General features: G+C 73.3%; 16 protein-coding genes. 9 read left to right on the forward strand and 7 right to left on the reverse strand.

Annotated elements, in window-relative coordinates; genetic code table 11:
• Positions 1-72: 72 nt before the first annotated feature.
• A complete protein-coding gene (locus tag ACIA6C_RS10345) occupies positions 73-759 on the reverse strand; it encodes a copper homeostasis protein CutC (RefSeq protein WP_399274245.1) in 687 nt (228 codons plus the stop codon).
• A gap of 102 nt (positions 760-861) precedes the next feature.
• Between ACIA6C_RS10345 and ACIA6C_RS10350 the strand changes: the two genes are divergently transcribed.
• Entirely contained in the window at positions 862-1,503 is a 642-nt protein-coding gene (locus tag ACIA6C_RS10350) for a hypothetical protein (RefSeq protein ID WP_399274247.1), read from the forward strand.
• 81 nt (positions 1,504-1,584) lie between these two features.
• Positions 1,585-2,796: a Cmx/CmrA family chloramphenicol efflux MFS transporter gene (locus ACIA6C_RS10355; protein WP_399274561.1), complete on the forward strand. Its 1,212-nt coding sequence runs from the start codon at positions 1,585-1,587 to the stop codon at positions 2,794-2,796.
• Positions 2,797-2,826: 30 nt separating this feature from the next.
• On the opposite strand, the gene ACIA6C_RS10360 is transcribed toward ACIA6C_RS10355, so the two are convergent.
• Positions 2,827-3,093 (reverse strand): DUF4031 domain-containing protein, encoded by a 267-nt coding sequence (locus ACIA6C_RS10360; RefSeq protein WP_361134550.1) that lies wholly within the window; start codon positions 3,091-3,093, stop codon positions 2,827-2,829.
• A 7-nt stretch (positions 3,094-3,100) separates the two neighbouring features.
• Positions 3,101-3,475, reverse strand: a complete 375-nt coding sequence (locus ACIA6C_RS10365; RefSeq protein ID WP_399274249.1) for a hypothetical protein — start codon at positions 3,473-3,475, stop codon at positions 3,101-3,103.
• Positions 3,476-3,635: 160 nt separating this feature from the next.
• On the opposite strand from ACIA6C_RS10365, the gene murQ reads away from it, so the two are divergent.
• Genes murQ through ACIA6C_RS10380 form a run of 3 tightly spaced genes read left to right on the forward strand, consistent with a single transcriptional unit; the run spans position 3,636 to position 6,645 of the window.
• Positions 3,636-4,559 (forward strand): N-acetylmuramic acid 6-phosphate etherase, encoded by a 924-nt coding sequence (murQ, locus tag ACIA6C_RS10370; protein ID WP_399274251.1) that lies wholly within the window; start codon positions 3,636-3,638, stop codon positions 4,557-4,559.
• A gap of 52 nt (positions 4,560-4,611) precedes the next feature.
• Positions 4,612-6,102 (forward strand): PTS transporter subunit EIIC, encoded by a 1,491-nt coding sequence (locus ACIA6C_RS10375; protein WP_399274253.1) that lies wholly within the window; start codon positions 4,612-4,614, stop codon positions 6,100-6,102.
• Between the two features lie 45 nt (positions 6,103-6,147).
• Positions 6,148-6,645 carry a GNAT family N-acetyltransferase gene (locus tag ACIA6C_RS10380; protein ID WP_399274255.1) on the forward strand — a complete coding sequence of 166 codons (498 nt, stop codon included), beginning with the start codon at positions 6,148-6,150 and terminating at the stop codon, positions 6,643-6,645.
• Here the strand turns inward: ACIA6C_RS10380 and ACIA6C_RS10385 are convergent, their stop codons facing one another.
• Positions 6,646-7,137 (reverse strand): amidase, encoded by a 492-nt coding sequence (locus tag ACIA6C_RS10385; protein ID WP_399274257.1) that lies wholly within the window; start codon positions 7,135-7,137, stop codon positions 6,646-6,648.
• A gap of 215 nt (positions 7,138-7,352) precedes the next feature.
• A complete protein-coding gene (locus ACIA6C_RS10390) occupies positions 7,353-7,571 on the reverse strand; it encodes a hypothetical protein (RefSeq protein ID WP_329197123.1) in 219 nt (72 codons plus the stop codon).
• Positions 7,572-7,684: 113 nt separating this feature from the next.
• Between ACIA6C_RS10390 and ACIA6C_RS10395 the strand changes: the two genes are divergently transcribed.
• The gene (locus ACIA6C_RS10395; protein WP_399274259.1) at positions 7,685-8,524 is read left to right on the forward strand and encodes a helix-turn-helix domain-containing protein; all 840 of its coding nucleotides are present in this window, start codon (positions 7,685-7,687) and stop codon (positions 8,522-8,524) included.
• The gene (locus ACIA6C_RS10400) at positions 8,508-8,774 is read left to right on the forward strand and encodes a DUF397 domain-containing protein (RefSeq protein WP_399274261.1); all 267 of its coding nucleotides are present in this window, start codon (positions 8,508-8,510) and stop codon (positions 8,772-8,774) included. Before ACIA6C_RS10395 ends, ACIA6C_RS10400 begins: the two co-directional genes overlap by 17 nt.
• Here the strand turns inward: ACIA6C_RS10400 and ACIA6C_RS10405 are convergent.
• Entirely contained in the window at positions 8,758-9,945 is a 1,188-nt protein-coding gene (locus tag ACIA6C_RS10405; protein ID WP_399274263.1) for a S8 family peptidase, read from the reverse strand. The genes ACIA6C_RS10400 and ACIA6C_RS10405 overlap by 17 nt on opposite strands.
• A 229-nt stretch (positions 9,946-10,174) precedes the next feature.
• Here ACIA6C_RS10405 and ACIA6C_RS10410 point away from each other — a divergent pair, with 229 nt between their 5' ends.
• A complete protein-coding gene (locus ACIA6C_RS10410) occupies positions 10,175-10,519 on the forward strand; it encodes a protease inhibitor I9 family protein (RefSeq protein WP_399274265.1) in 345 nt (114 codons plus the stop codon).
• Between the two features lie 61 nt (positions 10,520-10,580).
• Here ACIA6C_RS10410 and ACIA6C_RS10415 read toward each other — a convergent pair whose 3' ends face one another.
• A complete protein-coding gene (locus ACIA6C_RS10415) occupies positions 10,581-10,991 on the reverse strand; it encodes a nuclear transport factor 2 family protein (RefSeq protein WP_399274267.1) in 411 nt (136 codons plus the stop codon).
• 148 nt (positions 10,992-11,139) lie between these two features.
• On the opposite strand from ACIA6C_RS10415, the gene ACIA6C_RS10420 reads away from it, so the two are divergent.
• Complete coding sequence (locus tag ACIA6C_RS10420; RefSeq protein ID WP_399274269.1) at positions 11,140-11,610, forward strand: hypothetical protein; 471 nt, start codon at positions 11,140-11,142, stop codon at positions 11,608-11,610.
• Positions 11,611-11,627 lie beyond the last annotated feature (17 nt).

Below are 11,627 nucleotides of genomic sequence, written 5' to 3' on the forward strand. Positions count from 1 at the left end.
CCGGCGCCCCGCCCCCTCGGCGCGCGGCCGCTCGGACGAGGACCGCGCGCCGGCTCCGCGTCGGAGCGTCGCTCAGCCGAGGGCCGTGCGCCACTCGGCCACCGCGGCGGCCGAGACCGGCCCCGTCCAGCCCGAGGGGCGGGCCGCGCCGCCGATGTGGAAGGCGTCGATGCCCGCCTCCCGCAGCGCCGGGAGGTGGTCCAGCACCAGGCCGCCGCCGACGAGGATCCGCGCCCCGTACCCGGGCTCGCCCCGCCGCGCCGCCTCCGCCACCAGCACCGGCAGCCCCGCGTCCACCCCCGCCGCCGACCCGGCCGTCAGGAACGTGTCCAGACCCGGAAGGTCCGCGAGGGCCTTGCGGGCCTGGTCCCGGTCGGCCGCCCGGTCGATGGCCCGGTGGAAGGTCCAGCGGCAGCCGCCCAGCTCCGCCACCACCGCCTCGACGGCGGCGAGGTCCGGCCCGCCGTCCGGGTTCAGGAAGCCGAGTACGAACTCCCGCGCGCCCTCCGCCCGCAGCTCCCGCGCCTGCGCGACGAGGAGGTCGACCCGGCCGGCGGCGAACCCGTCCGTCCGGCGGAGCATCACGCGCAGCGGGATGTCGACCGCCGCCCGGATCGCCGCGAAGGTCTCGCGCGGCGGGGTGAGCCCGTCGGCGGCCATGTCGGTGACCAGTTCGAGTCGGTCCGCCCCACCGGCCTGGGCCGCGACCGCGTCCTCCACGTCGAGGGCGATCACCTCCAGGAGCGCACGGTTGCTCATTCGATCGATCCCATCCTCGGAAAATAGGTCTAGTCCAATCGCAGAATACGGGCCCGCGCCCACCCACCACCAGCACCGGCGCGCCACCCCCACAATGTGCCCATGACCTCAGACCTCCGCGACCGCTGGCAGGCCACCACCGCCGCCGCCGGCGCCGCCCCCGGCCTCGACACCACGCCCTACGCCGACCGCCTCCTCGCCGCCTGGGCGGAGCCGCAGCGCCGGTACCACACCACCGCGCACCTGGCCGACGTACTCGCCCGCATCGACGTGCTCGCGCCGCACGCGCAGGACCCCGCCGCCGTCGAGCTCGCGGCCTGGTTCCACGACGCCGTCTACCGGCCCGACCGGTCCGAGAACGAGGAGCGCAGCGCCGCCCTCGCCGAGCGCGCCCTGCCCGAACTGGGCATCGACGCCGCCCGCACCGCCGAGGTGGCCCGGCTGGTCCGCCTCACCGTCACCCACGACCCGGCGCCCGGCGACACCAACGGCGAGGTGCTCTGCGACGCCGACCTGGCCGTCCTCGCCGGGTCCCCGGACGCCTACGCCGCCTACGTCGCCGCCGTCCGCGCCGAGTACGGCTTCGTCCCCGACGACGCCTTCCGCGACGGCCGCGCCGCCGTGCTGCGCCAGCTGATCGGCCTGCCCCGGCTCTTCCGCACCCCCTACGGCACCGCGCACTGGGAGGCCACGGCCCGCCGCAACCTGGCCGCCGAGCTGGCCGCCCTCACGGACGCGACCTGACGGATGCGACGGGGGCCGGGAATGCGCCACCGTTCCGGCTGGTTCGTGCACTACATGCCCGCAGCCCCCGAACGCTCCCGCATGCCCGTCGCCGTCTACGTCCTCGGCCTGTCCGTCTTCGCCCTCGGCACCAGCGAATTCATGCTGTCCGGGCTCCTGCCGCCCATCGCAGAGGACATGGGCGTCACCATCCCGCAGGCCGGCCTGCTGATATCCGCCTTCGCCATCGGCATGGTCGTCGGGGCGCCGCTGCTGGCCGTCGCCACCTTGCGCCTGCCGCGCCGCACCACCCTCGTGAGCCTGATCTCCCTCTTCGGCCTCGGGCAGGTCGCGGGCGCGCTGGCCCCCTCGTACGAGCTGCTCTTCGCCTCCCGCGTGGTCTCCGCGCTCGCCTGTGCCGGGTTCTGGGCGGTCGGCGCCGCCGTCGCCATCGCCATGGTCGACAAGGACCAGCGTGCCCGGGCGATGTCCGTCATGATCGGCGGGCTGTCGATCGCCAACGTCCTCGGCGTCCCCGCCGGGGCCTTCCTCGGCGAGCAGCTCGGCTGGCGGTCGGCGTTCTGGGCGGTCGGCGCGGCCTCCGCCGTCGCCCTCGCCGGGATCCTGGCGCTGATCCCGCGCATCCCGCTGCCCGCCGAGAAGCCGAGGCTCCGCAGTGAGCTGCGGATATACCGGGACCGCCAGGTGTGGCTGTCGGTCGGAGTCACCTCGCTCGCCGCGGGCGGCGTCTTCTGCGCGTTCAGCTACCTGTCCCCGCTGCTCACCGACGTGGCCGGGCTGGACTCCGTTTGGGTGCCGTGGACCCTCGGCCTGTTCGGGGTGGGCGCACTCGTCGGTACGACCATCGGCGGGCGGGTCGCGGACGCCCACCTGTTCGGGGTGCTGCTGTGGGGCATCGCCGCCTCGACGGTGTTCCTGGTCGCGCTGGCCCTGCTCGCGTCCTTCGCGGTGGCGGCGGTCGCGCTGTCGTTCCTGATCGGCTTCTCGGCCTTCTTCACCGCCCCGGCGCTGAACGCCCGGCTGTTCAACGTCGCCGGGGCCGCCCCCACCCTGGCGGGCGCCACGACCACGGCCGCGTTCAACCTGGGCAACACCGGCGGCCCCTGGCTCGGCGGCACCGTCATCGACGCCGGTCTCGGCTTCGCCGCCACCGCCTGGGCGGGCGCCGCGATGACGGTCACCGCCCTCGCCCTGACCGCCCTCGCCCTGCGCCTGGACCGTCCCACCCGCTCCCGGATCCTGGCTTCCTCCACGCCCGCCCCGGCCCACGCCGACGCCCTCACCGGGCGCTGAGCGGGCCCTGAGCGGACCGGGCGGGCCCGATCAGGCCGTGCGCCCCTTCGGGCGGCGCAGGCCCGCCTCCGTGATGCGGCGGACCAGCTCCTTGCTGCCCACCTCCACCGCCCCCGCCGCCACCGCGTCCGCGTAGCGGTACGACGGCACGTCGTAGTGGTCCCGCTCGAACGCCCGCGGCGGGCAGCCGATCGACGCCGCGAAGGCGTGCAGCTCCTCGTACGAGACGTCGCTGACCAGGTGCGACCACATCCGGCCGTGACCAGGCCAGGTCGGCGGGTCTATGTACACCGTCACCCGCCGCTCACCGCCGGCCGAAGACGGGGCCGAGTCCGCCCACCGCCGCCACCCGCACGCCGGCCTCCGAGCACACCCAGTGCGGGTCCGGCCCGAGTTCCGGCTCGACGTCCAGGGCGTGCGGATCACCGTGCGCGCACACCGGGCACAGCGGCCACCGCCCGTACTTCTCCAGCAGGGCGTCCTGGACGTCCTGCGCGACGAGTCCGGCGAGGTAGTCGACCCCCTCCGGCCACTGCTCCACCCACCAGCGGCGGTGCGTGACCGAGTCCTCCACGAGGGACACGACATCGGCCTCGGCGACCTCGCCCGCGACGAGATCGGCGAGTACAAGGGCACGGGCGGCATGCAGCGCCTGCTCAAGGGGGGTCGCGTGGTCCATGGGCCCATTGTGAACCCGTACGGGCGAGTACGGGTGAAGCCGATCCGTCTTCGCCCGCGGGTCCCGCCCCGGGCATGGCGCCTTGACCCCCACCCCGGACGAAAATACGGTGCCGACCTCAGCCCCCGAAGCGAGACGCCCCCAGCGCGAGGACCCGCCCATGACCGCCCACGCGGAACTGCGTGCCCAGCTCGACGCCCTCACCACCGAGGCCTTCCGGCCCGACCTCGCCGAGATCGACCGGCTGCCCACCCTCGACATCGTCCGCCTCATGAACGCCGAGGACGCCACCGTCCCGGCCGCCGTCGCCGACCGGCTCCCGCAGATCGCCGCGGCCGTCGACGCGATCGCCGCCCGCATGGCCCGCGGCGGCCGGCTCCTCTACGCGGGCGCCGGGACCGCCGGACGCATGGGCGTGCTGGACGCCAGCGAATGCCCTCCGACCTTCAACACCGACCCCCGCCAGGTCATCGGCCTGATCGCGGGCGGCCCCACCGCCATGGTCAGGGCCGTCGAGGGCGCCGAGGACTCCGCGGCCCTCGCCGCCGAGGACCTCACGGCACTCGACCTCACCGCCACCGACACCGTCGTCGGCGTCTCGGCCTCCGGCCGGACCCCGTACGCGATCGGCGCCGTCGAGTTCGCCCGTACGCGCGGCGCGCTCACCGTCGGGCTGTCCTGCAACGCCGGCTCCGCACTCGCCGCGGCCGCCGAACACGGCATCGAGGTCGTCGTCGGCCCCGAATTCCTCACCGGGTCCACCCGGTTGAAGGCCGGGACCGCGCAGAAGCTCGTCCTGAACCTCATCTCGACCGTCACCATGATCCGTCTCGGCAAGACGTACGGGAACCTGATGGTCGACGTCCGCGCCACCAACGACAAGCTACGCGCCCGTTCCCGCCGCATCGTCGCCCTCGCCACCGGCGCCCCGGACGACGAGATCGAGGCCGCGCTCGCCGCCACCGGCGGCGAGGTCAAGAACGCCGTCCTCGTCATCCTCGGCGGGGTCGACGGCCCCACCGCCGCCGCCCTCCTCGCGGACACGGACGGCCACCTGCGCGCGGCCCTCGCCCGGACCCGCTGACCCCCACCGACCAGCAGCCGCCCACCGACCAGCAGCGAGGCGAACCCGACCCATGTCATCCGACACGCACCGCGCCACGGCCGCCGCGATCCTCCCCCTGGTCGGCGGCCCGGACAACGTCACCTCCATCGCGCACTGCATGACCCGGCTGCGCATCGGCCTGCGCGACCGCGCCCTCGTCCAGGAGGAGGCGCTCAAGGCCGTCCCGGCCGTCCTCGGCGTCGTGGACGACGACACCTACCAGATCGTGCTGGGCCCGGGCGCGGTCGCCCGCGTGACACCCGAGTTCGAGGCGCTGGTGCGGGAGGCACCCCCCGCGCCCCCCGCGTCCCCCGCACACCCGGCACCCCCCGCCACCGCCGAGGCCCTCCGAGCACGCGGGACAGCGCTGAAAGAAGCCCGCGCGGCGCGCAACTCCACCCCCGTCAAACTGCTCCTGCGCCGCATCGCGAACATCTTCGTCCCGCTCATCCCGGCCCTCATCGGCTGCGGCATCATCGCCGGCCTGAACGGCCTGCTCACCAACTCCGGCCTGCTGCCGGCCGTCCTCCCCGCCCTCGCCGCGATCGCGTCCGGCTTCATGTCCCTGATCGCCGTGTTCGTCGGCTACAACACCGCCAAAGAGTTCGGCGGCACGCCCGTGCTCGGCGGCGCGGTCGCCGCGATCATCGTCTTCCCCGGCGTCGCGAAGATCGAGGCGTTCGGCCAGCACCTCGCGCCGGGGCAGGGCGGTGTGCTCGGCGCCCTGGGCGCCGCGCTGCTCGCCGTGTACGTGGAGAAGTGGTGCCGGACCTGGGTCCCGCAGGCCGTGGACAACCTGGTCACGCCCACCCTCACCGTGCTGCTCACCGGCCTGGTCACCCTCTTCGGCCTGATGTACCTCGCCGGTGAAGTCGCCGAGGGCATCGGCTGGTTCGCCGACCGGCTCCTCGCCACCGGCGGGGCGTTCGCCGGGCTGGTGCTGGGCGGCCTCTTCCTGCCCCTGGTCATGCTGGGCCTGCACCAGGCCCTGATCCCGATCCACACCACCCTCATCGAGCACTCCGGCTACACCGTGCTGCTGCCGATCCTCGCGATGGCGGGCGCGGGCCAGGTCGGCGCGGCCATCGCCGTCTACTACCGCCTCCCGCGCAACCGGTCGCTGCGGACCACCATCAAGTCGGCGCTCCCGGCCGGTTTCCTGGGCGTCGGGGAACCGCTGATCTACGGAGTCTCCCTGCCGCTGGGCCGCCCCTTCGTCACCGCCTGCGTCGGCGGGGCGGCGGGCGGGGCGTTCGTCGGCCTCTTCAACCAGCTGGGCGCCGGCTTCGGCTCGACGGCCATCGGCCCCTCCGGCTGGGCCCTGTTCCCGCTCCTGGACGGCCCGACGGGCCTCGGCACGGCCATCGCCGTCTACGCGGGCGGCCTGTCGGTCGGCTACGCGGCCGGCTTCGCCGCGACCTGGTTCTTCGGCTTCACCCCCCAGATGCTGAGGGACCTCGACACCGACCCCGACCCGTCCCCGGCCACCGCACCCCCCTCCCCCGAACCGGCCCCGGCCTGACCGGTCCTCCAGCCCGCGCCAGGACGGCGTGCGTAAGGTGATCGGATGATCGAGATTCGCCGCGCCACGCCGTCCGACGGGGACGTGCTCGGGGAGATCCACGCCGCCTCGTGGGAAGCGGCCTACGCCCCCTTCTTCGAGGCGGAGTTCGCCTCCCGCGAGGTACGCGCACGGCGCACCCGCTGGCACGCCCGCGTCACCGACGACAGCGGCACGATCCTGCTCGCCGAACTCGACGGCCGTCCGCTGGCCCTGTCCTTCACCGGCCCGTCCCCGGACCGGCCGCGCCTGGCGGAGATACGCACGTTCTTCGCCCACCCCGACGCATGGGGAACCGGCGTCTCCGCAGCCCTGATGGGCGCGACACTGGACCGCCTGCACGAGGACGGATACCGCGGCGCCCACCTCTGGACTTTGCGCGACACCCCCCGCTCACGTCGCTTCTACGTGAAGTCCGGCTTCACCGAATCCGGCGCCGTGCGCACCCACGACTTCGGCGACGGCACCCCCCTCGCCCAGGTCGAGTACGTCCGCACCCCCTGATCACGCCCCGCGCTGCCCGGCGGCGGTGCGGAGGTAGGTCACCAGGTCCTCCACGTCGTAGCCCAGCTTCGGGCCGCGTTCGGCGGCCATCAGCAGCAGCTGGCCCACGATCTCCGCGCCCCAGCCGTCCGGGCCGTCCTGCGACCACTCCCACAGCTTCTCGATCCCGAGACCCGTCATCAGCAGCCCGTACCGGGCCCGGATCTCCCCGCACAGCGGCGCCACCGCGTCGAGCAGCCGCGCCCCCGGCCGCTCGCAGCGGAGCCCGAAGCACCCGCCGAAGTCCTGGACCACGCACCCGGTCGGCGGGGACGCCTTGATCGCGTCGTAGCGTCTGTCTTCGAAACTCGGGAACTCGCCGGCCGGGCTGTGCACCAGCGAGAACCGCTGCCAGCCCGGTGGCGGGGGCGGCTGGGGCCGCCACGCCGTGAGACCGAACGCCTCCTGCACCAACGCCGTCGCCTCGTCCGCCGTGTCGGCCGTCTCGCTCACCCTCCGCCTCCCGTCATCCCCGACAGCGGTCCACAGTCCGCTGCGCCCGTCCTGCGCCACCCGCACCGAAAGGCCCATGCCCGCACGCTTCCACCCGGCTCTCACCATCCCCTTCTCCAGCCAGCACAACTTCCACGCCAGCTCGAACTCCCACCCGCGCGCAGCCTCGGCCAGCCCCTTCAAGACCGCCTCGCACCGCGCCCGTTCGTCTCCCGTCACGGATGCGCCCGCTCGTGCAGCACGGCGGCCAGCCGCAGCGCGGTGTCGAGGTTGCAGCGCCCGAGGTCGACCAGCGGCAGCCCGTACGTCCCGGCGGCGGACACCCCGTCCACGCCCAGCGACGGGAAGACCACTCCCACATCACCGAGGGCTTCCTTCAACTGCCCCACGGCCTCCTCGGCCGCCAGCATCCGTTCCTTCGGCGTGAGCACCATGACGTTTCCCTTTCGCTCTGGGTAATCGCATTCTACACACAGAGTGGCCACTCGGTAGCTAGCCTTTCAACGTCGGACCCTGCACAAACGCACGTGTTGGACCAGGAGTTGTTATGCCGGGACCAAAGAACCTCGACCCCTCCTCCTCGCCCCGCGCCCTCCTGGGCGCGGAACTGCGAGTCGCCCGCGAACGCGCGGGCCTCACTCAGGCCGAACTGGCCGAACGACTCTTCGTCAGCGGCTCGTTCATCGGTCAACTCGAAGCCGGAACGCGCCGGATGCACCTCGATGTCGCCCGCCAGATAGACGACATCCTCCGCACGGACGGGTTCTTCACCCGCAACTGCGAGGCAGCGGCCAAGTCCAAGTACCCGGACCACTTCGCGGCTGCGGCCGAAGCGGAGGCGCTGGCGAAGACCATCCGGGAGTACGCGCCGCTGATCGTCCCAGGTCTGTTGCAGACGGAGGCGTACGCGCGGGCCGTGTTCCGCGCCTACCAGCCGACGGCGACGGAGGACGTGATCGACGAGCTGGTCAGGAACCGCCTGGACCGGGCGGCGCTGCTCGGCGATCCAACAACGCCCCTGTTCTGGTGCGTGCTTGACGAGGCGATCCTGCGCCGGAGCGGGAACGACCCGTCGATCCTCGCCGAGGCCCTGCGTCACATCGCGAGCCTGATCCGGTCGCACCGGATCATCGTGCAGGTACTGCCGTTCAGCGCGGGTTTCCACGCGGGACTGCTGGGCTCCCTCAAGCTCATGTCCTTCGACGACGCTCCCCCGCTCGCCTACGTCCAGGGAATGGGGACTGGGCAGCTGTTCGACGATCCGGCCACGGTGGCCCAACGCACCCTGACCTACGATCTCCTCACGGCCAACGCGCTTTCCCCGCGGGAGTCGCTAGCTCTGATCGAGTCGGTGGCGGAGGATTACGAACATGATCAGCTTGCATGAGTACGACCTGTCGGCAGCCAGCTGGCACAAGTCCAGCTACAGCGGCGGCAGCGGCGGCGACTGCCTGGAGATGGCCACCTGGCGGAAGTCGACGTACAGCGGGGGCGACGGCGGCGACTGCCTCGAAGTCTCCGACGGCCACCCCGGCATCGTCCCCGTCCGGGACTCCAAGCGGCCCGAAGGCCCGCACGTGGTGTTCCACGCGCAGGCCTGGGCCGACTTCGTCGGGTCGCTCAGAGACCGTTGGTGAAGAGCAGCCGGTTGGGGCTGCCCGCACTGACGCTGGTCAGGACGTCCTTGGTGGACGCGTCGCCCAGGAAGCCCGCGACCTCCGCCGGGGTCGCGGCCGGGTGCGCCTGCTTGTAGAGCACCGCGACACCGGTGACGTGCGGCGAGGCCATGGACGTACCGTTCAGGGCCACGCTGCCGCCGCCGAGCTTCGCGGAGGTGATGTCCTGGCCGGGTGCGTAGAGGCTGACGCAGCGGCCGTAGTTGGAGAAGCTCGTCTCCTCGTCCCACCTGTTGCTCGCCGCCACCGTCACCACGCGGTCGGCGGACGCGGGCGAGACGTTGCACGCGTCCTCGGAGCTGTTGCCCGCCGCGACGACGGGCAGGACCCCCCGGTCGGAGAGGGCGTTCGCGGCGTTGTTGACCGCCTCGGACCAGGGGCCGCCGAGGGAGGCGTTCAGGACCGCGGGCTGCTTGGCGTTGTTCGCGACCCAGTCCATGCCGGCGATGATGCCCGAGTAGGAGCCCGTGCCGTCGCAGCCCAGGACGCGGACGGCGACCAGGTCGGTCTTGCGCGCGACCCCGTACGTCTTGCCGCCGACCGTTCCCGCGACGTGCGTGCCGTGGCCCTGGCAGTCCATGCCCTGCCTGCCGTCGCCGACGGCGTCGAAGCCGAAGGTCGCGCGGCCGTCGAACTCGTCGTGGTCGTAGTCGATGCCGGTGTCCAGGATGTACGCCGTCACCCCGGCGCCGTTGCCCTTGGTGGTGAAGTCGTCGTCGAGCGGCAGCGTCTTCTGGTCGATCCGGTCCAGGCCCCAGAGCGACGTCGGGGAGCCCATCGCCCGCCCGTCGTCGTCCGGGCCGTCCGACACGGCCGAGATCCTCGTGTCCTCCTCGACCGTCTTCACCCCGACGGTCTTGCGTGCGGCCTCCAGCTGGAGCCGGGTCATCGGCACGGCGAAGCCGTTGATGGCGTGGCGGTACATGAACCTGGGCTTGAGGCCCAGCTTCCTCGTCAGCGCGGCCGCGTCGACGCCCTTGTCCAGCGTGACGATGTACTGGCCGGGTACCGCGTCCGTCGAGGCGATCAGCGGTGCCGGGGTCGGCTCGGGGGCCGCGGCGGACGCGCTGCCGGTGAGGGCGGGGGTCATGGCGAGCAGGGCGGCGGTCGTCACACGGGCGAGCAGGCGCATGGAGGAGCTCCCGGGGAGGCGGCGGGGGATGCGGGGCCCGCCGCCCACGGACGAGTGCACCGGGAGGGGCGCGCCCCTTCCCTGCATCGGGCACCTACCGGTGCGCCTTGAGGAGCCTCGCCCGGTTGGCCGACAGGGAGGGGGCGCATTCGGTGTTCACCACCGCCGGGCCGGGGCACGCCGCCGGGCGTCGTTGACCGGGACCCGCGTGCGTGATGGCCTCGCGCCCATGCGCTCTCGACCGAGTTGGACCCGCCGGGCGGCCGTCGCCGTCACCGCCCTCGCCGCCGTGGCCGCCCTGCCGGTCACCGCCGTCATCGCCGCCACTCACGACCCCGCGCCGCACTCCGCTCCGGCCGAGTGGCCGACGTACGTGGTGACCGTCCACCGGGGCATGGACCCGGCCATGGTGGCGGCCCACCACGGCATCAGGCCGGTGCACGTCTTCCGCAGCGCGATGAACGGCTTCGCCGCGCCGCTGTCCCCGGACCAGGTCGCCGGCCTGCGGGCGAACCCGCTCGTGGAGTCCATCGAGGAGGACGGCGTCGGCTCCTCGTTCGGCGCCCCCGCCTGAACGGACCGCCTGAACGGACCGGCTGAACGGACCGCCGGAACGGACCACCGGAACGGACCGATCAGGTCCGGTCGGTCTCCAGCGTGTCCGCGTGACGGTGGCAGACCCTCCATTCGCCGTCCTCGCGGCGGTAGACCTGGGTCGCGCGCAGGACGTACCGGCGCGGCTCGCCGTTGACGCGGACCTGGGTGCGTTCGTAGCCGGTGGTGTAGGCCATGTCGCCGACCACGTCCGCCGCCACGATCTCGTGCTCGTAGGAGGTGCAGTCCGAGAACGCCTCGGCCAGCTCGTGGAAGAGCGCGCCGACCTGCTCGGAGCCGACGGCCGACTTCCAGGCGCCCATCACCGCGACCGGCTCGCGCCGGGACCAGATCGCGAAGCGCGGCCCGGCGTCCCCGTTGTGCACGGCCGTCTCCGCGTCCCGCAGCCGGGTCCGCGCCCATTCGAGGAACGCTTCACGTTCGTCGCTCATCTCCGGCCTCCCAGAGCTGCGGGGACCACATGCCGACCTGATCACTTCTCACCGTAGACCCCGGGGTGCGCGAGGGCCTGCGGGTGGAGAATCGGAGGAGGGGGGAGACTCCGAGGACGGCTCTCCGCGACGGATTTCTGGAGGCGTCATGGCCCGGGCCGAACAGGTTCTGTGGCAGTCACACGCGGCGAACCGGTGGATGCAGGCCACGGCCGTCTTCCTCGCCCTCATCGCGGTCGGGCTCGCGGTCGCCGGACTCGTCGGGCCGGTGGTCGTGGTGTGGGCGCCGGCTGTGGTGCTGCTCCTGTCGGCACTGCTGCTTTTGGTGTTCGCCTCCGTGACCGTACGGATCACGGGGCGGACGCTGGAGGTGGCCTACGGGCCGCTCGGGCGGCCCGTGCGGCGCTGGGCCCCCGCCGACTTCGAGGCACCGGCGCGCGTGGAGGAGCGCAGGCCCGTGCAGGTCGGCGGCTGGGGCTACCGCATCAGCGGGCTCGGTACCACGGTGATGGTGCGGCGGGGCCCCTGCCTCGTGGTCCGCTCCCGGGGCAGGGACTTCGCGGTCAGCGTGGACGACGCCGAGCGGGGCGCCGCCCTGCTGAACTCCCTGCCGCGCTGACGCACGCGTCACCGCCC

The organism is Streptomyces sp. NPDC051578 (assembly GCF_044454045.1).
Classification (GTDB): domain Bacteria; phylum Actinomycetota; class Actinomycetes; order Streptomycetales; family Streptomycetaceae; genus Streptomyces.

What these genes read in the sequence shown, in the direction of transcription:
- ACIA6C_RS10345 (WP_399274245.1), bottom strand. Translation starts at nt 759, where the DNA reads ATGAGCAACCGTGCGCTCCTGGAGGTGATCGCCCTCGACGTGGAGGAC.
- ACIA6C_RS10350 (WP_399274247.1), top strand. Translation starts at nt 862, where the DNA reads ATGACCTCAGACCTCCGCGACCGCTGGCAGGCCACCACCGCCGCCGCC.
- ACIA6C_RS10355 (WP_399274561.1), top strand. Translation starts at nt 1,585, where the DNA reads ATGCCCGTCGCCGTCTACGTCCTCGGCCTGTCCGTCTTCGCCCTCGGC.
- ACIA6C_RS10365 (WP_399274249.1), bottom strand. Translation starts at nt 3,475, where the DNA reads ATGGACCACGCGACCCCCCTTGAGCAGGCGCTGCATGCCGCCCGTGCC.
- murQ (WP_399274251.1), top strand. Translation starts at nt 3,636, where the DNA reads ATGACCGCCCACGCGGAACTGCGTGCCCAGCTCGACGCCCTCACCACC.
- ACIA6C_RS10375 (WP_399274253.1), top strand. Translation starts at nt 4,612, where the DNA reads ATGTCATCCGACACGCACCGCGCCACGGCCGCCGCGATCCTCCCCCTG.
- ACIA6C_RS10380 (WP_399274255.1), top strand. Translation starts at nt 6,148, where the DNA reads ATGATCGAGATTCGCCGCGCCACGCCGTCCGACGGGGACGTGCTCGGG.
- ACIA6C_RS10390 (WP_329197123.1), bottom strand. Translation starts at nt 7,571, where the DNA reads ATGGTGCTCACGCCGAAGGAACGGATGCTGGCGGCCGAGGAGGCCGTG.
- ACIA6C_RS10395 (WP_399274259.1), top strand. Translation starts at nt 7,685, where the DNA reads ATGCCGGGACCAAAGAACCTCGACCCCTCCTCCTCGCCCCGCGCCCTC.
- ACIA6C_RS10400 (WP_399274261.1), top strand. Translation starts at nt 8,508, where the DNA reads ATGATCAGCTTGCATGAGTACGACCTGTCGGCAGCCAGCTGGCACAAG.
- ACIA6C_RS10405 (WP_399274263.1), bottom strand. Translation starts at nt 9,945, where the DNA reads ATGCGCCTGCTCGCCCGTGTGACGACCGCCGCCCTGCTCGCCATGACC.
- ACIA6C_RS10410 (WP_399274265.1), top strand. Translation starts at nt 10,175, where the DNA reads ATGCGCTCTCGACCGAGTTGGACCCGCCGGGCGGCCGTCGCCGTCACC.
- ACIA6C_RS10415 (WP_399274267.1), bottom strand. Translation starts at nt 10,991, where the DNA reads ATGAGCGACGAACGTGAAGCGTTCCTCGAATGGGCGCGGACCCGGCTG.
- ACIA6C_RS10420 (WP_399274269.1), top strand. Translation starts at nt 11,140, where the DNA reads ATGGCCCGGGCCGAACAGGTTCTGTGGCAGTCACACGCGGCGAACCGG.